The 18,909-nt window shown below is 71.4% G+C and carries 15 protein-coding genes, 1 tRNA gene and 1 pseudogene; 6 read left to right on the forward strand and 11 right to left on the reverse strand.

The features are described from left to right. The first annotated feature begins 2 nt into the window (after positions 1 to 2). The 3 genes from IEY86_RS02165 to IEY86_RS02175 all read left to right on the forward strand — a co-directional run bounded on the left by IEY86_RS02165 (position 3) and on the right by IEY86_RS02175 (position 3,986). Complete coding sequence (locus IEY86_RS02165) at positions 3 to 1,304, forward strand: PP2C family protein-serine/threonine phosphatase (protein ID WP_189129691.1); 1,302 nt, start codon at positions 3 to 5, stop codon at positions 1,302 to 1,304. 105 nt (positions 1,305 to 1,409) lie between these two features. Next, a complete protein-coding gene (locus tag IEY86_RS02170) occupies positions 1,410 to 2,753 on the forward strand; it encodes a vWA domain-containing protein (RefSeq protein ID WP_189129692.1) in 1,344 nt (447 codons plus the stop codon). Positions 2,754 to 2,798: 45 nt separating this feature from the next. Further along, entirely contained in the window at positions 2,799 to 3,986 is a 1,188-nt protein-coding gene (locus IEY86_RS02175) for an FHA domain-containing protein (protein WP_189129693.1), read from the forward strand. Positions 3,987 to 4,088: 102 nt separating this feature from the next. Here the strand turns inward: IEY86_RS02175 and IEY86_RS02180 are convergent, their stop codons facing one another. Continuing rightward, positions 4,089 to 5,279: a methyltransferase domain-containing protein gene (locus IEY86_RS02180; protein ID WP_308425092.1), complete on the reverse strand. Its 1,191-nt coding sequence runs from the start codon at positions 5,277 to 5,279 to the stop codon at positions 4,089 to 4,091. 92 nt (positions 5,280 to 5,371) lie between these two features. On the opposite strand from IEY86_RS02180, the gene IEY86_RS02185 reads away from it, so the two are divergent. Together IEY86_RS02185 and IEY86_RS02190 are read left to right on the forward strand one after the other, a co-directional pair. Then, positions 5,372 to 5,776, forward strand: a complete 405-nt coding sequence (locus IEY86_RS02185; RefSeq protein ID WP_189129694.1) for a globin — start codon at positions 5,372 to 5,374, stop codon at positions 5,774 to 5,776. 290 nt (positions 5,777 to 6,066) lie between these two features. Then, entirely contained in the window at positions 6,067 to 7,314 is a 1,248-nt protein-coding gene (locus tag IEY86_RS02190; protein WP_229698082.1) for a cytochrome P450 family protein, read from the forward strand. On the opposite strand, the gene IEY86_RS02195 is transcribed toward IEY86_RS02190, so the two are convergent. From IEY86_RS02195 to IEY86_RS02225, 7 genes are all read right to left on the reverse strand, one after another. Then, positions 7,298 to 8,005, reverse strand: a complete 708-nt coding sequence (locus IEY86_RS02195) for a DUF8185 domain-containing protein (protein ID WP_189129695.1) — start codon at positions 8,003 to 8,005, stop codon at positions 7,298 to 7,300. The two genes, IEY86_RS02190 and IEY86_RS02195, sit on opposite strands and share 17 nt — an antisense overlap. After that, a complete protein-coding gene (locus IEY86_RS02200; protein ID WP_189129696.1) occupies positions 8,002 to 8,460 on the reverse strand; it encodes an acyl-CoA thioesterase in 459 nt (152 codons plus the stop codon). Before IEY86_RS02200 ends, IEY86_RS02195 begins: the two co-directional genes overlap by 4 nt. Next, complete coding sequence (gene ettA, locus IEY86_RS02205) at positions 8,460 to 10,124, reverse strand: energy-dependent translational throttle protein EttA (protein ID WP_189129697.1); 1,665 nt, start codon at positions 10,122 to 10,124, stop codon at positions 8,460 to 8,462. Before ettA ends, IEY86_RS02200 begins: the two co-directional genes overlap by 1 nt. Before the next feature lie 358 nt (positions 10,125 to 10,482). Then, complete coding sequence (locus IEY86_RS02210; protein ID WP_189129698.1) at positions 10,483 to 11,913, reverse strand: thioester domain-containing protein; 1,431 nt, start codon at positions 11,911 to 11,913, stop codon at positions 10,483 to 10,485. A gap of 320 nt (positions 11,914 to 12,233) precedes the next feature. Next, on the reverse strand, positions 12,234 to 12,707 hold the full coding sequence (locus IEY86_RS02215) for a single-stranded DNA-binding protein (protein ID WP_189129699.1): 474 nt from the start codon (positions 12,705 to 12,707) through the stop codon (positions 12,234 to 12,236). A 356-nt stretch (positions 12,708 to 13,063) separates the two neighbouring features. Then, the gene (locus IEY86_RS02220) at positions 13,064 to 14,722 is read right to left on the reverse strand and encodes a GTPase (protein ID WP_229698083.1); all 1,659 of its coding nucleotides are present in this window, start codon (positions 14,720 to 14,722) and stop codon (positions 13,064 to 13,066) included. Between the two features lie 4 nt (positions 14,723 to 14,726). Continuing rightward, positions 14,727 to 16,250, reverse strand: coding sequence for a dynamin family protein (locus IEY86_RS02225; RefSeq protein WP_189129759.1), 1,524 nt, complete (start codon positions 16,248 to 16,250; stop codon positions 14,727 to 14,729). Between the two features lie 371 nt (positions 16,251 to 16,621). Here IEY86_RS02225 and IEY86_RS02230 point away from each other — a divergent pair. Beyond that, positions 16,622 to 16,694, forward strand: a tRNA-Arg gene (locus tag IEY86_RS02230). Between the two features lie 177 nt (positions 16,695 to 16,871). Here the strand turns inward: IEY86_RS02230 and IEY86_RS02235 are convergent. From IEY86_RS02235 to IEY86_RS02245, 3 genes and pseudogenes are all read right to left on the reverse strand, one after another. Continuing rightward, positions 16,872 to 18,260 carry a tyrosine-type recombinase/integrase gene (locus IEY86_RS02235; protein ID WP_189129700.1) on the reverse strand — a complete coding sequence of 463 codons (1,389 nt, stop codon included), beginning with the start codon at positions 18,258 to 18,260 and terminating at the stop codon, positions 16,872 to 16,874. Continuing rightward, a complete protein-coding gene (locus tag IEY86_RS02240; protein WP_189129701.1) occupies positions 18,260 to 18,463 on the reverse strand; it encodes a helix-turn-helix transcriptional regulator in 204 nt (67 codons plus the stop codon). The genes IEY86_RS02235 and IEY86_RS02240 overlap by 1 nt, the downstream gene beginning before the upstream one ends. Next, positions 18,460 to 18,909, reverse strand: a pseudogene (locus tag IEY86_RS02245) (DNA repair protein RadA); the annotation flags it as partial. The gene IEY86_RS02240 and the pseudogene IEY86_RS02245, both read right to left, overlap by 4 nt.

Raw genomic sequence — 18,909 nt, forward strand, 5'->3', positions numbered from 1 at the left:
CGATGCGACAACTGACCACCTGCCCGGCGTGCGCCGAGCCGTGCGAACCGGACGACAAGTTCTGCGGGGCCTGCGGCGGGGATCTGTCCGCGGCGTCCGCCCCCGTGGCTCCTGCCCCTGCCCCTCCCCATGCCCCTGTCTCCGTCCCTGCCCCTGCCGCTGTCCCTGCCTCGACGCCCGTGCCCCGTCAGGCACCCGCCGAGGGCTCCGGCGGCGCGACACCGCCGGACTGGACGCTCGCCCCACCGGACTCGTCCGCCCCGCCACCTGCCCCGGCGGCGCCCGCGCAGCCCGTTGCGCCGCCCTCGCCGGCTCCCCCGGTGGCACCTCCGGCGAGCGGACCGGCCGCGGCTGCCCAGGCGGATCCCCGTCAGCCCGCCGGGCAGCCGGCCACCGACGGACCCTGGGCGGGCAGGCTGTGCGTCGCCTGCGGCACCGGCGGCATCGACCGCGACGGGTACTGCGAGAACTGCGGACACGCCCAGCCACGGGAGCGGGACCACATGGAACGCCAGTTGGACGGGGTCGCCGCCGTCAGTGACCGGGGTCTGCGGCACCACAGGAACGAGGACGCGTTCAAGGTGTCCGCGACCACCCTGCCCGACGGCGGTCCCGCGATCGTGGCCGTCGTGTGCGACGGCGTCTCCTCGGCCACCCGGCCCGACGAGGCGTCCGCGGCCGCCTCCGAGGCCGCCACGGACGCGCTGTTGGAGGCACTTGAGGCGGGCACCAGTCCCAAGGCGGCCATGCACGACGCCCTGCTGTCGGCGGCCGACGCGGTGGACGCGCTCTCCGACGGCCCGAGCCGGGATCACAACGCCCCCGCCTGCACCTGCGTCAGCGCCATCGCCGCGGGCGACGCGGTCACGGTCGGCTGGATCGGGGACAGCCGCGCCTACTGGATACCGGACGACCGCCGCGAGCCGCAGCGCCTGACCGAGGACGACTCCTGGGCGGCCCGGATGGTGGCCGCGGGCCTGATGTCCGAGCAGGACGCCTACGCGGACGAGCGAGCCCACGCCATCACCGGCTGGCTGGGCGCCGACGCCGTCGAGATCGACCCGCACACCTCCTCGTTCCGTCCGGACCGCCCCGGCGTGGTGGTGGTGTGCACGGACGGGCTGTGGAACTACGCCGAGTCCGCGCGGGAGATGGCCTCGATCGTCCCCAAGGACGCCCGCGCCAAGCCGCTGCGCTCGGCCCAGCACCTGGTGGGCTTCGCCCTGGACGGCGGCGGGCACGACAACATCACCGTCGCCGTGCTCCCGTTCCCGCCCGCCACGGGACGGCCGCCGGAGAGCTGAGCGGCGGCCGGCGCCGGGGCCGGCCGCTTCCCGTACGCGTAGCCGTGCAGTTCACAGATCACCGGGGGCCGTCGCGCTTCCCGCCCATGCTAAGGAGCTCCCACGATGGCCAGGCTGGCGAAGTCGAACCTGCCCACGTTCAGCGTCGACGTCTACCAGAACGAATTCCTGCCCGAGGGTGGCCGCGAGGTCAACGCCATCGTCACCGTCACCTCCACGGGAGGCGGCACCAGCGGCGGGGCACCGCTGACGGCCGCAGCCCCGCGTGACTCGGGCGTCACCGACGCCGGTGTCGTCATCATGGTCGACTGCTCGGGTTCGATGGACTACCCGCCGACCAAGATGCGCGCCGCGCGCGAGGCGACCGCCGCCGCCATCGACACGGTGCGGGACGGTGTGGCGTTCGCGGTGGTGGCGGGCACCCACCAGGCACAGGAGATCTACCCCGGCGGTGGGCGGCTCGCCGTCGCCGACGCCACCAGCAGGAGCCAGGCCAAGGAGGCGCTGCGCCGCCTCGGCGCCAGCGGCGGCACGGCGATCGGCACCTGGCTGACCCTGGCCGACACCCTGCTGCGCTCGCGCGATGTGTCGATCCGCCACGGCATCCTGCTCACCGACGGCCGCAACGAGCACGAGAGCCCCGCGGACCTGCAGTCCACGCTGAACGCGGTCAGCGGCCGGTTCACCTGCGACTGCCGTGGCGTGGGCACCGACTGGGAGGTCCAGGAGCTGCGCCGAATATCCTCCGCGCTGCTCGGCTCCGTCGACATCGTGGCCGACCCCTCGGGGCTGGAGGCCGACTTCCGGTCCATGATGGAGACGGCGATGGGCAAGGAGGTCGCTGATGTCCAACTGCGTCTGTGGACACCCCAGAACGCCAGGATCAAGTTTGTGAAGCAGGTCGCCCCGACCGTTGAGGACATCACGGCACGACGGACCCAGGCGGCGGCGCAGGCGGGCGACTACCCGACCGGTTCGTGGGGCGACGAGAGCCGCGACTACCACGTGTGCGTCGAGGTCCCGGCCGCCGACGTGGGCAATGAGATGCTGGCCGCCCGCCTCAGCCTGGTCCTCCCCCAGCCCGACGGGACGGTGCAGGTGCTCGGGCAGGGGCTGGTGCGGGCGCTGTGGACCGACGACATGGCGATGTCGACGCGGATGAACGCTCAGGTGGCCCACTACACCGGGCAGGCCGAGCTGGCCCAGATGATCCAGCAGGGCCTCGAGGAGCGGAAGGCGGGGCGGCTCGACTCGGCCACCGCCAAGCTCGGCCGGGCGGTCCAGCTCGCGAACGCCTCCGGCAACGCGGACACCGCGAAACTGCTGGCGAAGGTGGTGGACGTCGTCGACGCCGCTGAGGGTACTGTTCGACTCAAGTCCGGCGTGACCGAGGCGGACGAGATGACGCTCGAGACGCGTTCGACGAAGACAGTTCGGGTCAAGAAGTGAACCGGTTGAGCAGCGCTGAGCAGCACAAAGGCGGAGGGGGAGCCCATGCCGACCTGTCCCATCGGCCATGAATCGGGGACGGACGACTACTGCGAGGTGTGCGGGCGCCTGATGTCGGGCGGACCGCCGTCGACCCCGCGGCCGTTCCCACCGCCGTCGGGGAACCCGTACCCCTATGCGGCTCCCTACACGGCCCCGGACCAGTCCGAGCCGTCGGGCCCCGAGCTGCTGGGGCCCGACCCGGACGCCACGGCCGCGGTCGAGCTGTGCCCCCGGTGCAAGACACCGAGGGAGGGCAGCGAGCCGTTCTGCGAGGGGTGCCGCTGGCACTTCGCCTCCGGCTCCGGTGCCGGTGTTGGTGGCGCCGACGGCGGGCAGGCTCCCGCGCCGGGCCCGCACCAGCAGCACCACCCGCTCGCCCCGCCGTCGTGGACGGCAGCGCCCCAGGGCCCGCTCCAGGCGCCCCCGCCGCCACCGGCACCGCACATGGCTCCGGCGCCTGCGCCTCCTGTATCCCATACGCCGCACGCGCCCCACGCACCCCATGCACCTGGACCCCACGAGCCCCACGCACCCCAGGGGATGCCGCACGGCGGGCCGCAGGCAGGGCCGTACCACCAGGGCCCGGCAACGCCTTCGGCGCCCGTTCACCCGCAGTCGGCCGCTCCGGCGGCACCGGCCGTCTCCGGTGCTTCCGGTGCTTCGGTGGCTTCGGGGTCTTCGGGGGTCTCGGGTGCGGACTTCCAGCTGGCGCCGCCCGCGCCGCCGCAGCCGAGCGCGCAGACGCAGCCGCCCGCCGGCTCGCGGAGCGAGCACGGGCGCAGGAACAGCTGGTACATAACGGTCGCCGCCGACCGCGAGTACTTCACGGCGATGATGGGCCGCAGCGGGCCGGAGGCGCAGAGCCTGTTCTTCCCGCCCTACTGCCCCGAGCGCCGCTTCGAACTGACCGGCAACCAGCTGCGCATAGGACGCCTGCGGCACCGTCCGGGCGAGGAGACCCCGGACATCGACCTGTCCAAGCCGCCGGAGGACCCGGGTGTGTCGCACAAGCACGCCGTGCTGGTGCAGCAGCCGGACGGCACCTGGGCGGTTGTCGACCAGGACTCCATGAACGGCACCACGGTCAACGGAGGAGAGGACCCGATCTCCGCCTTCGTCCCCGTGCCGCTCAAGGACGGCGACCGCATCCACGTGGGGGCATGGACCACCATCACCGTCCACGAGGCCTGACCTCCGTCCACCGGCCCGGCCCGGGAGAGCGGCCGCCACCGCCCCGGGCCCACCGCCGCGTGTCCACCATCCCGGGCCCACGGCCGCGGGTCAGGTGGCGGGTCAGGTGGCGGCTCCGTCGCTGGGCCGGCTTGCGCCGGTCAGCGGCCAGGAGTCGCCGCCCGGATCGTCCAGCCAGATCCACTGGCGGCCGCCCTCCACGGTCAGACCGAATCGTGACCGTTCCGGGCGGCGGCGGCGCTCCCACAGGTCGTACGCCTCCTCGACCAGCGCCCAGAGATCACGTCGGCCTTCGAGCAGGACGGTGCCGCCCCGGTCCGCGCTCGCCGTCGAACCGTCGGGGGCGCTCAGGTCCACCCCGCTCAGGCGCCGGGTCTCGTCGTAGGACCAGCGCACGCCCAACTCCCCGGCGGCCAGCCCGAGGACGAACCGGAAGCTCTCGCTGTCCAGCGCCCTCGGCCCGGTCCGTGTCTCGCGCTCACGGATGTCCTCGCCCTCCCCCTCACCGGGGGACTGCGGCGGCTGGGCGCGCCGTAGCTGGACGAAGTACGCGGGGGTGTCGAGGAAACGCCCCTCGGCCCGTCCGGTGGGCGACACCCGCAGCTTGATCAGGCTGTTCGCCATGGGGGCCAGGATCAGCGCACCCGCCCGGCACTGGGCCGGCCAGCTCGGCGGGATGAACGGCATGGCGCACGTCGCCATGATCCGGTCGTACGGTGCGCGGTCCGGGCAACCGAGGGCACCGTCCCCGGTGACGACGGCGACCGTTCTGGGGCCGTACCCCGCGGCGGTCAGGTGGTCACGGGCGGAATCCGTGATCGCTTCCTCCAGGTCCATGGTCGTCACGCGGCCGTCGTCGCCGAGGCGGTGGGCGATCAGGGCGGCGTTGTACCCGGTGCCCGCGCCGATCTCGAGCACCGAGTCGGCGTCCCGCACCTCCAGCGCCTCGAGCATCGAGGCCATGAGGGAGGGCTGGCTGCTGGAGGAGACGGCGCTGCCCGCGCGCAGGTGGGTCACCAGGGGGACGTCCTCGTAGGCGCCGCTCAGCCACCGCAGGCGCCTGCGGGGGTCGGGGTCGTCGTGGCGCAGCGTCTCGAAGCCGCCGCCGCGCACCGGGTGGTAGTAGCGGGGCACGAACAGATGCCGGGGAACGTCCTCGAACGCCTTGCGCCACACCGCGTTCTCGAGTCCTCCGGCGTCGGCGATGCGCTGCACCATGCGCCAGCGCAGCCGGGCCCCGGCATCGGCCATGGGGTCGGCTGCCCGGACGGGAGGATCGAGGCTGCCGGTCATGAGGAGCTCCTTTTCCAGTATGGGCGATGTCCGGCCGCCGGCGATCGCACGGGCCTTCCGGGAACGGTCGCCGCGTCTGAGACCATGGACGGGTGAATGAGATCCCGCGCGGCACTTTGGAGCAGCAGACGTTCTTCGAGTCGGTGGGCGGCGAAGAGACGTTCCGCCGCCTGGTGCACCGCTTCTACGAGGGTGTGGCCGAGGACCCGGTGCTGCGGCCCATGTACCCCGAGGAGGACCTCGGCCCGGCCGAGGAGCGGCTGACCCTGTTCCTCATGCAGTACTGGGGCGGCCCGCGGACCTACAGCGACGAGCGAGGGCACCCTCGGCTGCGGATGCGGCACACGCCCTTCCGGGTGGACCGCGCGGCCCACGACGCGTGGCTGCGGCACATGCGGGACGCGGTGGACAGCCTGGGACTCGCCCCCGAGCACGAGCGGCAGCTCTGGGACTACCTCGTGTACGCCGCCGCTTCGATGATCAACACGGCCGAGTAGGCGGGCCGGGCGTTCGGGGCGCGGGGGTCCTTCGCCGGGTCCCGGGGGCCTTCACCGGGGCGCGGGTCCCTCGCGGGGGCGCGGCCTCGGCCGGGGGCGCGGGCGGTCGCCGGGGCTGGGGCGTTCAGCGGGCGTTCAGCGGCGCGGGCATCGGCCGGGGGCGCGGACGTGGGCCGGGGCGCCGGCGTTCGCCGGGCGCGTGGCACTTGTAGAAGGCGTACAACCCGAGGCGGCGATCACGGGACGGGGCCGCATGCGGGGCGGCCGAGTGTCCCGGCGACAATGGCCCGGTGACCACGACGCCCAGCACCTGCCCCTACACCGCCGGGACGGCGCTGGACCCGGCGGACCCGGGGTTCGCCCTGGACCCGGCCGACCCGGCGTTCGCCGCCGATCCCTACCCGTTCTACGCCGCCCTCCGCGGGAGCGGCCCGGCGGCCGAGGTACCGCTCGTCAACGGTTCCTCCGCCTGGCTGGTGACCGGGTACGACCAGGTCCGGGCGGTGCTCGCCGATCCCCGTTTCTCGAACGTCCCTCCCCAGGGCGCCGGGCGTCCCAAGGCGGACTCCCCCGCACAGCGGGCCCGCGCTCTGCTGGCCCGCCACATGCTGAACACCGACGCTCCCGACCACACCCGCCTGCGGCGGCTGGTCACGGCCACCTTCACTCCCCGCCGCGTGGACGCGCTGCGTCCCCGTATCGAGGAGCTGACCGCGGGGCTGCTGAGGCGGATCCCCAGGCGCGCGGAGGTGGATCTGGTCGATGCCTTCGCGTTCCCGCTGCCGGTGCTGGTCATCGGTGAGGTGCTGGGGGTGCCGACGCGGGACCGGGCGGCGCTGCGGGAGTGGACCTACCGCGTGGGCTCGCCGGCCGACGCGCTGGAGCCGGGGGCGCTGGACGACGCGTGGTCGTCGCTGCACGGGTACTTCTCGTCGTTGATCGAGGACAAGCGGCGTGCTCCCGGCGAGGACCTGTTCAGCTCGCTGGTGGGGTCGGGGCTGAGCGGCGAGGAACTGCTGGCCATGGCGTTCCTGCTGCTCTTCGCGGGCTACGAGACCACGATGAATCTGCTCGCGTCCGCGGTCCTCCTCGTGCTCGGCCACGCCGAGGAGCCCACCGGGCGGCACTGGCCGCATGTCGTCGAGGAGACACTGCGGCACGCCAGCCCGCTGGAGGGCACAACGTGGCGGCGGGCCGTGGAGGACGTCGAGGTGGAGGGCGTGCGCATTCCCGCGGGGGCGTCCGTCCTGGGGGTGCTGGCGGCGGCGAGCCGTGACCCGGGGCGGTACCCGGACCCGGACGCGTTCCGGCCCGAGCGGTGGGAACAGGAGGATGTGCCGCCGAGCCTGGCGTTCGGGCACGGCCCCCACTACTGCGTGGGGGCGCGGCTGGCCCGGCTGGAGGCGCAGATCGCGCTGCCCGCGCTGTTCGAGGCTCTGCCGGGGCTGCGGCTCGCCGAGGATCCGGCGCTCCTGCCCTACCGGCCCGGTCTGCTGGTGCGGGGTCCGCGCCGACTGCCGGTCAGGACACCGGGGTGACGGGCAGGCCCGGCCCGGTCGAGCGGCGCAGCGCGATGGAGCCGTGCGGGGTGCGCACGCGCAGCCAGCCTCCGGAGGCGAACACCGCCACGTCGCCCTCACCGGCGGTGTCATCGTCCGGCCGCTGACCGGGCAGTCCCGGCGTGCGGATGGGCGTGAGGAAGCCCAGGGCGTGCGCGGCGTGAACGGCGCGAAGCGGCAGATCGGCGGCGCCCGCGGTGTCCAGCGGGCGGGACCAGATGTCCGCGGCGATGCGGTCGAGCTCCACACGGGTGCGCCGGTCCGGGCCCAACTGCTCACTGCGGGCGCGGAATTCGGAGATCCCCCGGGCCACCGCCTGCTGGACCGTGGCCAGCGGGAGTTCCGCAGTGCGCTGCCAGCCTCCTCGCGGGGGCATCACCCCGGCCCACGGGGGACCGGTCACGGCGGGCGGCACGGGCGCGATGCCGGTCCGCTCGTCGAGCCCTTCGAGGAACTGGCCGGCCGACACCGTGGTGTCCAGCAGCACCTCGTCGGCGAGCTGGGCGGAGCGGACCGCGAGCACGTCGAACGGCGGGTGCACAAAGACCGCGAGAGTGCTGCCCAGCGCCTGGAGGCGGGCGGCGGCGGCCTTGTCGTAGTGCAGGAGCCGGGCCAGGAAGGCGGCGAGGTCCGCCGCCTCCCGGGCGTCGGCCAGTTGCAGCGAGGTCATGCGGCGGCGGCCCCTGCCTCTTCCTGTTCGTCCGGCGCCTTCGCGTCGGGGAGCTCCCAGTACTGCTCGAGGAAGCCCCGCTCCTCCGGGGTGATCCGGCGCGGCCGCCCCGCGGCGAGGTCATAGGGGACGACGACGGTGGCCGCGCGGACGTACACCTGGTCCTCGTCCTTGATCTCGTAGGCGACCGTCATCGAGGCGGCTCCCAGCTTGGTGATCCACGCCTCGACCGTCACCGGGGCGTGGCGGTGCACCAGCGGCTTGAGGTAGTCGATCTCGTGCCGGGCCACCACGCTGCCCCCGGAAAGGGCCTTGCTGCCGTTTCCGGGAGCGAGGCGGAACATGAAGTCAATACGTGCCTCTTCCAGGTACCGGAGGAAGACGACGTTGTTGACGTGCCCGAAGGCGTCCATGTCCGACCAGCGCAGTGGGCACTCGTAGATGTGGCGTGCCATCAGCCTCGGGTCAGCTTCTTGTAGGTGGCGCGGTGCGGGCGGGCCGCGTCGGCGCCGAGACGGTCGACCTTGTTCTTCTCGTACGACTCGAAGTTCCCCTCGAACCAGTACCACTTGGACTCGCCCTCGTAGGCGAGGATGTGCGTCGCCACACGGTCGAGGAACCACCGGTCGTGGGAGACGACCACGGCGCAGCCCGGGAACTCCAGCAGCGCGTTCTCCAGCGAGGACAGGGTCTCGACGTCGAGGTCGTTGGTCGGCTCGTCGAGGAGCAGCAGGTTGCCGCCCTCCTTGAGCGTGAGCGCGAGGTTGAGGCGGTTGCGCTCGCCGCCGGACAGCACGCCCGCGGGCTTTTGCTGGTCCGGGCCCTTGAAGCCGAACGCGCTGACGTAGGCGCGCGAGGGCATCTCGACCTGGCCGACGTTGATGTGGTCCAGCTCGTCCGAGACGACCGCCCACAGTGTCTTCTTGGGGTCGATGTTGGAGCGGTTCTGGTCGACGTAGGAGATCTTGACCGTCTCGCCGACCCTGATGCTGCCGGAGTCCGGCTGCTCCGTGCCGGTGATCATCTTGAACAGGGTCGTCTTGCCCGCGCCGTTGGGACCGATGATGCCGACGATGCCGTTGCGCGGCAGGGTGAAGGAGAGGTCGTCGATGAGGACCTTGTCACCGAACGCCTTGGAGAGGTTGTTGACCTCGACCACGACGTTGCCCAGACGCGGGCCCGGCGGGATCTGGATCTCCTCGAAGTCCAGCTTGCGCATCTTCTCGGCCTCGGCGGCCATTTCCTCGTAGCGGGCCAGGCGGGCCTTGGACTTCGCCTGGCGGCCCTTGGCGTTGGAGCGCACCCACTCGAGCTCGTCCTTGAGGCGCTTGGCGCGCTTGGCGTCCTTCTGCCCCTCGACCTTGAGACGGGACTGCTTGGTCTCGAGGTACGTCGAGTAGTTGCCCTCGTAGGGGAAGGCGCGGCCGCGGTCGAGCTCGAGGATCCACTGGGCCACGTTGTCGAGGAAGTACCGGTCGTGGGTTACGGCGACGACGGTGCCGGGGTACTTCTCCAGGTGCTGCTCCAGCCACTGGACGGATTCGGCGTCGAGGTGGTTGGTGGGCTCGTCGAGCAGGAGCAGGTCGGGCTGCTCGAGCAGGAGCTTGCACAGCGCGACGCGGCGGCGCTCACCACCGGAGAGGTTGGTGACCGGCCAGTCGCCGGGCGGGCAGCCGAGGGCGTCCATGGCCTGCTCGAGCTGGGCGTCGAGGTCCCAGGCGTTGGCGTGGTCGAGCTCCTCCTGGAGCTTGCCCATCTCGTCGAGGAGGGCGTCGGAGTAGTCCGTCGCCATCTGCTCGGCGATCTCGTTGAAGCGGTTCAGCTTCTTCTTGATCTCGCCGACGCCGTCCTCGACGTTCTCCAGGACCGTCTTCGACTCGTCCAGCGGGGGCTCCTGGAGGAGCATGCCCACCGTGTAACCCGGAGAGAGGAAGGCGTCACCGTTCGACGGCTGCTCCAGCCCCGCCATGATCTTCAGGACGGTCGACTTGCCCGCGCCGTTCGGGCCGACAACGCCGATCTTGGCCCCGGGCAGGAAGCTCAGCGTCACGTCGTCGAGGATGACCTTGTCGCCGTGCGCCTTGCGCGTCTTGCGCATGGTGTAGATGTACTCAGCCAAAGGAAACCGTCCGGCGTCTTCATGGATGGTGGTCAGATTCCGTCCATCCTCTCATCCGTGCCGCATGCCGGTCACATGCCGTCCTCCTGCTGGGACTGGCGGTACGGATGTGCCCGGTCTTGCGCCAACGGCGGATGAACGGTGATGGGCCCGGCGATTTCACCCCTGCCGCACCTGATGCATGGGGTCCGGCGCCGTGCGGATGGTTCCGGCCCGGGCGGTGGCCTGGGCCCCCGCCGCCCGCGCCGACGGCCGGGTGCCGTCGGCGCTCACCGGTGGGTGGCCGCTGGATGGACGGTGGGGTGCTCGGCTTCTGTTCCGCGGGGTGCTCGCCCGCGTGGTCCGCGGAGCTGCTCGCCTACTCGCCCGAGCCCGGCGACTTGCGCTTGCGGAGGAGGAAGACCGCCGCACCGCCGACGACCAGCAGGCCAACCGCGACGCCCGCTATTACCGGGGTGGCGCTGCTGCTACCCGTGGCCGCCAGGTCACCGCCGGTCGTGGAACCGCTGGTGGAGCCTCCGGTGGAGCCGCCGCCGACCGAGGCGGGTGTCGGGTGGGACGAGGGCTGCGGGCTACCGCCGGTGCTGCTGTCGGTTCTGCAGTTCAGGACGCCCTTGAACACCTTGTCCGTGCCGTCGGGCAGCGCGATCTTGATCTCGTATGCCTTGTCCTCTCCCACTGGCCAGAACACCGTCCGGGCGGTGCCCGCCTTGATCGTGTGCTCCCCGCCCGCGAGCTGGAAGACGAAGTCCTCATCACCCTTGTTGGTGACGGAGATGTCCACGCCGCCCTTGGCGCAGTTGTTCTGCGTGGTTATGGCGGGGATGGGGCCCTTGGCGTCCTCACCGGCCCAGGTCGCGGTCGCTCTCGCCTCGACCGTGCTGGCACTGGAGCCCGCGAGTATCTGGGTCTGGCTGCCCTCGTTCACTCCTGTTCCCGTGAAGACACGGCCGACCGGCACCGTGGTGCTCGCCCTGACCGTCAGCGAGGAGGTACCCGCCTCGGCGTCCTCGGGGATGTCGAAGTACAGCTTGCCGCCGTTGGCGGCGGTCACGACCGCCTTGCCGCTCCCGTCGACGGCCCTGACTCCCTTGGCGGCGAAGGCCGGGTCCACGGCCACGGTGGCCGCGCCCGCGCTGGTCCGCACCGTCACGGGGCCGAGCCGCTCCCCCGCCTTGCCGGAGACCGCGGCCGGCGACAGACGCAGCGAAGGCGCGGGCTCCTTGACGGACTTGGCGCTTTTGGTCAGCCAGTCGGCCAGCTTCTCCGCCTTGGGGTCCTTGGCGTTGACCTTTACATGGTCGGAGAAGCGCCAGATCGCGACCTGGGTGCCGGCCGCCGCCTGCTCCTTGGTGAGCGCGGCCTTCTCGCCTGTCTCTCCCGCCAGCCGGGCCAGGTCGTCGACCTGCGGGTAGGAGTGCTGGAGGATCCAGTTGATCCTGCCCGCGTCCTTGTTGGAGGACAGTGTCGACTGGTCCCAGGACGTCTCCTGGTACCGGGCCTGCCGCTGCGTGGGGTGAAGGATGTCGACGCAGTAGGTCTGGAGCGAACCGCCGCCGTCGACCTCGAGGTCGAACAGCCCGGCTGACACGTCCTGGTCGCCCCGGCTGCTGTGGATGACGGCGGGTCCGGCGGTGGTCAGGCCGCCCAGGACGGCGGTCGCGCCGCCCACGTCCTGCCCCTGCGCCGAAGCGGGGGTCGTACCGGCCATCACGCCCGCCGCGGCCAGACCAGCGGCCGCGAGCGCGGCGGAAAAGCGGGAAGCCCACCGCCTTGGAACACGGAACATACGTTCACCTCTCTGGGCGAGACGGGAAGGCCGACACGTCCCGCGCATGCATGAGACCCCCGTGCGACCTCAGGAATCCTATTGATCGCGGCCCGTCGAGCCGCTGACCACTTCCTTGGGAAAGCAATTCGAATCGGAATCGTTATCGACGCTGATGCATGAAGCGCTCAATATCGATAAATCATCCCTGCGCGGCAGCGCGGAAGGAGTGGGTCAGAATTCGCAGGCAGGCCCATTCATCTCCAGATCGCCATATTGGCGATCAATACTGATCAAGGATGCCAAGGCGCCGCAATCGGACAGGTCGCCCTGACGGAGCGTCAACCCACACCCGCCGGCTCCGGCAGCACGTCCGGGACGACCTCCACCCCCGGAGCGGCTTCCTCCAACTCGGCCCCGAACTCCGACTGTTCGGACTGCGGCGGGCGAGCCGCCCGTGCCCCTCGGCGAAACGCGGACGTTCCTCGTGAGAGGTCATGGCCGACCGCTCCGGCGTCGATCTCCACCGTCGTCTGCCGCTGCCCGTCCTTCTCCCACTCGCGCACCCGAATACGGCCCTGCACCACCAGCGGATCACCCCGGCCGACCGAGGTCGCCACATTTCCGGCGAGCCCCCGCCACGACCAGACGGTATAGAAGCTCGTCTGCGCGTCCACCCATCCGTTGCGCTCGCGGTCCCACCGCCGCGCCGTCACGGCCAATCGAAAACTCGCCACAGGGATTCCTGTCGGAGTTTCGCGGTACTTCACTTCGGTGGCCGCGTTCCCGACCAGAGTCACCGTCGTTTCATTCATTCCCGAACACTCCCCCGCAAGGATCCGCGATTGCCTGTACGCCTCGGCCGGCGTGCATGGCATCTGTGGCCATATGGCCTCTGTGGGCCTGCGTGGCCGGTCTGGCCCGCACGGACAGCGTCCCGCAATCAAGGTGTTCCGTGGGAAGTGGGAGGGAATCTGTGGATTACTGGCGAGTTGTGGACAACTCGACCACCCGGACGAGTGACAAGCACAGCCCGCCTCAGCGTCCGATCAGTCCTCAGCGTCCGGGGCCGTCCTCGCGTCCGATCAGTTCTCGCGTCCGATCGGTTCTCGCGTCCGATCGGTTCTCGCGTCCGATCAGCCTCAGCAATGGGGTCGGTCCTCGCGTCCGGTCAGTCCTCGGCAGCCGCTCCGTACCGCTCACGCACCTGCCGGTACCGGCCGAGTTCCTCCTCGATCGGTGCCAGCACCAGCGCCCGGCCGCGGTCCTCCGCGGCCTCCCTCAGCCGTCGTTCCACCTCGTCGCCGTGAGCCCGCGCGGGTTCGCCAGCGGCGTCCGCGCACAGCCGCGCCAGCCCGGTCCCGCCCGCCACTCCGCCCGCGAGCAGCACGCCGGACAGCCAGGAGGACCAGTTCCACAACCCCCCGACGTCCGCCAGGAACCCGGCCGCCCCCACCACCGCGGCCATCGCCAGCAGCCACTGCCCCACCTGGACGGCTCGCCACCACCACGGCCCGGCGCTTCGCTGCGCGGCCGCACCACCCCCCGCCACCGCCCTGTCGAGCTCATGGCCGAGCTCACCGCCGCCGCGTTCCGCGGTCCGCCGCACCGCGGCCGCCCATGGCGCGGGCAACCCCACCGTCACCTCCTCGACCAGGTCACGCACCGCCTCGTCCACGACGGCACGCTGCGCCATCGACGGTCGGCCCACCGCCCGCGGACCCACCGCCCGTTGCTCGGCCGCAAGGTGCCCGGCCGACGGTCGGCCCGCCGCCCGTTGAGCGGCCGACCGGTCGCAGGGGTGCGGCTCGTCGCCGAGCCCTCGCACCAACCGCCCTCCATATCTGCTGAAGGGCGTCGCGCACGTGTCCTCGGCCTGCCGCAGGTAGCCGCGCCTAGCCGCCTGCCCGGCCGCCCGGGCTCCGACCGCCTCCCCGAGCCGTTGCAGAAACCGTTCCCCGGCCTCCTCGCCGAGCCCGGCCGCCCCGTGCCCCACGTACACCGGCCGCAGCATCGAGGCCGCACGGTCCAGATCCGCGCGGATACGCCTGTTCGCCGCGCCGCGTTCGCGCACCACCTGCCCCAGCGTCTCCCGCAGTTCCTCGACCCCTTCCCCCGTCAGAGCCGAGGTCGCCAGCACCTGGGTCCCGGCCTCGCCGTGCTCGCCCACCGCCAGGCCGTCCTCGTCGAGCAGCCTGCGCAAATCGTCGGTGCACTGGGGGACCGCGTCCTCGGGCAGCCGGTCCATCTGGTTGAGCACCACCAGCATCACGTCGGCATGGCCCGCCATCGGCCGCAGATAGCGTTCGTGCACGGCGGCGTCCGCGTACTTCTCGGGGTCCAGCACCCACACCACGACGTCGACGAGCTCGACCAGCCGGTCCACCTCGGCCCGGTGGCGCGGATCGACGGAGTCGTGGTCCGGCAGATCGAGAAGGATCAGCCCCGCCAGCTCCGCCTCCACCGAGAGCCTGCCCGTGTCGAGCACGCTGCGCCGGGCGAACCTCAGCCGCTGCGGCACCCCCAGCCGGTCGAGCAGATCGCCCGCCGCCCGGGGGTCCCAGACACAGGCGACCGGTGCGCTCGTGGTCGGGCGGCGGGCTCCGACCATGGACAGGTCGAGGCCGCAGATGGCGTTGAACAGCGACGACTTGCCGCTCCCCGTCGCCCCGGCCAGCGCCACCACCGTGTGGTCGAGGGACAGGCGGCGGCGCTCGCCGACCCGGTCCAGCAACCGACGCGCCTCGCCCAGCGCCCCTTCGTCCACGCGCTTGCCCGACAGCTTGATCAGGTCCTCGAAGGCGTTGAGCCGTTGCTGGATCGCGACCACTGCCTCACCTCTCCTTCTCCACGACGGACAGCGCGGCGATCAGCTCCACCTGCTGGTCAGGGGTCACGTCCAAGTCGTCGAGCAGCGCCAACCGCCGCTCGCTCCCGCCGCGCACCAGTCCCCCGATGCGCGTACGCAGGTCGTCGGCGGCGGCCTCGACCGGCCCGGTCGCCTCCGCACCCGGAGCCTTGAGAACGGCGGCGGCCAGCCTCTCCGCGGCCGCCCGGCTCCCGGCGAGCTCGACCAGCCGGTCCTGCCATCCCCCGACAACCGCCTCCGCCCGGCCATGGACGGTGTCGGAGTCGTCGAAGCCCCCGTCATGGACCTCGGCGCAGTCCTCGGCGTAGTCCTCGGCGTAGTCGCCAGTGCAGTTCTCGGCCTCCTCGGCGAGAGCGGCACCGGCCGGATCACGCGCCCAGCCCTCGGCGGCACGTCCGGCGGCCTCGTCCAACGACGAGCGCAGCAGCGCCGCCAGCCCGCTGCCGAACGCTTCCCACAGTCCCCCGCGCTCGCCGGTGGCGGTGTACTCGGACCAGCGGGCAAGGGCTTCCCCGCTGATGAGCGCGCCGCTGTCCAGCGCATGGCCGATCTCGCGCCGTGCCCGGGCGTAGGCCTCGTCCACACACGCCGACAGACGCAGCGCGGCGGCGTGCTGCGTCGCCGAGGCCGAGGCGAGTTCGGGGATGCGGGCGCGCAACGAGTCGAGTACCCCGCTCGCCGTCCGCACCGTCGCGTTCGCTCTGACCCAGCGGTCCTGGGCGTGCTCCCGCAGCCACTCCCGCAGCCCGGCGACGGCGCTCCTGGGCAGCAGGCCGCCATGGCCGACGGACTCGGGCAGCTCGGGGACGGTGAAGCGGGGCACGCCGCGGAGCCCTGCCCTGGCGAGCATGTTCCCGTAGTGCTCGGAGAGCTCGTCGGCAACGCGGTGCGGCACCCGGTCCAGCACCGTGACCAGCGTGACGTTGTACTCCCGGGCCGTCCGCAGGAGGTTCCAGGGCACGGCGTCGGCGTAACGGGAGGCGCTGGTGACGAAGATCCAGATGTCGGCGGCGCAGACGAGCTCGGCGGCGAGTTCGCGGCCCCGGGTCTCGAGGGAGTCGATGTCGGGCGCGTCGAGGAGGGCGAGGCCGGGGGGCAGCGCGAGGCTCCCGACCAGGCGCAGCGTCTCGCCTCGCGCCAGTTTCGGCAGGACGCGCCGGTCCCCGAACCAGTCCAGGTCGTCGGGGTGGCACACCAGGACGGGGGTGCGGGTGGTGGGGCGCAGGAACCCGGCCGGGGAGACCTCCTTGCCGACGAGCGAGTTGACCAGGGTGGACTTGCCTGCGCCGGTCGACCCGCCGACGACGGCGAGCAGGGGGGCGTCGGGCATGCGTAGCCTTGGCAGGAGGTAGTCGTCGAGCTGGTCGAGGAGGTCCTGCCGGGCCCGCCGGGCCCGCGCGGCCCCTGGCACAGCGAGTGGAAAGCACGCGGCGTCCACGCGGTCGCGCAGTGCGGCCAGCGCCTTGAGCAGCTCGGGCCCTACTTCCAAGATCGCCACTCGTGAAGAATGCCCTTGTTCAGGGGGTTATCAAAGCTCCAAAAGGCCGATCCGTCCCTTTCGGCGGCCATTCGACCCGCGCGGGGGAACCAGACCCCGGTCCCCCAGGCATAACGACTGCACAACGCCCATCACGGAGTGCGCCAAAAGCGATGCACATTTCGCTCTTGCCTGCGATTATCAGACCGCTTCACGGAACCTCCACATCGTGTCACGGAGGTGAAGCAGCCGGTACGAGGGCCGCAGACCCTTATCCTTGTCCCCGGCAAGGTCACGGAACCGCCGCGCCAGCCAGCCCAACGGCCCGCACGGTCGGCACCGCCGTGACGCCGGGGGCAGATGGCAATCGCGGCCGCAGTCCAGCCCCCGTAGCTCAGTGGATAGAGCAGGCGCCTTCTAAGCGCTTGGCCGCAGGTTCGAGTCCTGCCGGGGGCACTCCCGTCGGCCCTCCCTCGGGGAGGGCCTTTTGGCTGGTCAGGCACCCTCCACTCACCAACGCAGCAGCGCCGGACCGCCCCCGAATGATCACGGGGAGGTCCGGCGCTGTCCGGCTGTCACCGGATCTCTGCGGGTGGCTGTGTCGAATACGTGTCGAAGTTCTGGGAGGCCGTCTCAGGCTTCCGGGTAGAGCGCTGAGAGGTCCTGTACCCCCTCGACGCGCGCTTGGTAGTCCTTGAGCTGTCCCGAGACACACCGGGCGTAGATCGCCAGCAGGATCGCCACGCTGTTGCCCGCCCACTCCGCCACCTGTGCCGGGGGGATGCCGCTGTTGAGCCACGTCGTCAAACAGGTGTGACGCAGGTCGTACACCCGCTTGCCGGTGGGCGACTCGTAGTCGTCGGCGGACAGTGACGCCTTGCGGGCCCCACCCCAAGCGCGCCGGATCACCGAGCCTGCGAGGATGCCGCCGTTCTCGGCCTGGAACAGCCGGTCGCCGGGCTTCAGCTTCTCGGCTTCGATGTGCTCGCGGAGAACCCGGGTCAGTGCAGGGTGGCACGGCACTATGCGCGTGTCGCCTTGCGCTCTGCCCTTGAGATGACGCTCTTCGTGAACCTCGCCGGTGTCCGTCCACTGCTTGCCCACCTCGGGCTGAGCGGTGTGGAGCAACAGCTCGCCCCACTGCTCCTCGGCATCTGCGTCCGGGAGGGTGACGTCCCTCACGCGCATGGCCACTGCCTCTTCAGGGCGGGGCCCCGCGTAGTACAGCGTCGCGAAGAATGCGTGCAGACGTGGTCCACCACGGGGCCGTCGGCGGACCCACCCAAGCAGGGCAGCGGCCTGGCTGGGATTGAGCAGGCAGCGCTTGTCCACTGCGGTGGAGGTCTTTGGAGCCGTGCCTCTCCCCTTTGGCAGTGGGTTGGTCCGCAGGATGTTGCGTTGCATCGCGTACTTCATCGCGACGTTCAGGATGCGGCGGCTGCGCTTCTGCGACCATGCGGCCGTAGGGGCGCCGTTCAGCTTCGTGTCGATGGCGGTCAGTACCGCCTCGACCTTCTCCGGGTCTTCCCAGGACGCCATCGTGAGCGAGTTGCGCTCAACCCATTTCAGGATGGCCACCACGTCGGGCGGAGCGTCCGCCCTGCGGTTGGCGTTGAACGCCCACTCTCGGAGCGCTGTGCGGACGTCGATGGGTCGGAACTGAGTGGGCTGGGTGCGGAGTAGGGCGACGGTCGTCGTCATGAGGGTCTTGGCCACGTTCTTGCGGCTGTTGCCCGCGAGCCGCGGCCATCTGGCATCCATGTGCTGGATCGCGAAGTCGTACCAGCTCATGGACGCGGCCTTTGAGCGATGCGAGACCGGGCGCCCGGTGGCGATACTGAACGCCTCGCCGCGACGAGTGGAGCTGATGAGTTCGGACCGGAAGGCGTCGGCGAGAGCAAAGGTCACGAACGGCTCGCGATACCTCTTGCCCTCCACCTCCCAACGGACGGTGTACGTGGTCCTGCGCTTTCCCTTGTACGTCAGAATCTTGTAGACCCGGACGTCGTACGTGGTGTCCATCAAGCAGCGTCCTCGTGGTCGTCAAGCCAGTTGTCCAGGTCGCTCCGACGGATCCTGAGGTCGCCGTTCGGGAGCTTGATACACCTCGGGGCGCGGCCCTTCGCACGCCAGTCGTAAAAGGTGGAGCGCGTGACCTTCAGCTCCTCGCAGACCTCGGCAAGCGTCAGCTTCTCGTCACGGGGCTTTCGCACGGCTGTCGTCACCGCGCGCTCCTCTCACGAGAGTCGGACAGGTGGGACAGCTCCAATTCCGGCTGTTCGGGACGTTCGTCCAGCTCAGATGGGGTAGTCGGACAGTGGGACAGCTCGGACACCTCTTGTGTGGCCTGCGTCCGGCTGCCTGTGTCCGGGTAGTACCGGCCGCCACCGTCCTTGGTGAGCTGGCCGTCAGCGGCCATGCGCGAGCAAGTGCGCCGAACAGTGTCCGCGTCTACTTGGGGGAGCGCATCGGCGATGTCCTTGGGCCGGGCGCCGGGGTGGGCGCGGACGTGCCGCAGGATCGCGGCGCGGGTGTCGCCGATGGTGTGGTCGGTGGCGGGGCCGTCGAGGAGTTGCCAGGCGCCGGAGGCGGCGTGGAAGGAGAGGGCGTATTCGGCTTCGTCCACGTCGCGGCCGGTGACGTGCAGGATGCCGTCCGCCTGTCCGCGGGC

The organism is Wenjunlia tyrosinilytica, assembly GCF_014646055.1.
Taxonomy (GTDB): domain Bacteria; phylum Actinomycetota; class Actinomycetes; order Streptomycetales; family Streptomycetaceae; genus Wenjunlia; species Wenjunlia tyrosinilytica.

Bases quoted from the DNA above. Each gene is read 5' to 3' on its own strand.
- IEY86_RS02210 (WP_189129698.1), bottom strand. From the start codon at position 11,913: ATGTTCCGTGTTCCAAGGCGGTGGGCTTCCCGCTTTTCCGCCGCGCTC.
- IEY86_RS02200 (WP_189129696.1), bottom strand. From the start codon at position 8,460: ATGGCACGCCACATCTACGAGTGCCCACTGCGCTGGTCGGACATGGAC.
- IEY86_RS02180 (WP_308425092.1), bottom strand. From the start codon at position 5,279: ATGACCGGCAGCCTCGATCCTCCCGTCCGGGCAGCCGACCCCATGGCC.
- IEY86_RS02175 (WP_189129693.1), top strand. From the start codon at position 2,799: ATGCCGACCTGTCCCATCGGCCATGAATCGGGGACGGACGACTACTGC.
- IEY86_RS02195 (WP_189129695.1), bottom strand. From the start codon at position 8,005: ATGACCTCGCTGCAACTGGCCGACGCCCGGGAGGCGGCGGACCTCGCC.
- IEY86_RS02215 (WP_189129699.1), bottom strand. From the start codon at position 12,707: ATGAATGAAACGACGGTGACTCTGGTCGGGAACGCGGCCACCGAAGTG.
- IEY86_RS02170 (WP_189129692.1), top strand. From the start codon at position 1,410: ATGGCCAGGCTGGCGAAGTCGAACCTGCCCACGTTCAGCGTCGACGTC.
- IEY86_RS02165 (WP_189129691.1), top strand. From the start codon at position 3: ATGCGACAACTGACCACCTGCCCGGCGTGCGCCGAGCCGTGCGAACCG.
- IEY86_RS02235 (WP_189129700.1), bottom strand. From the start codon at position 18,260: ATGGACACCACGTACGACGTCCGGGTCTACAAGATTCTGACGTACAAG.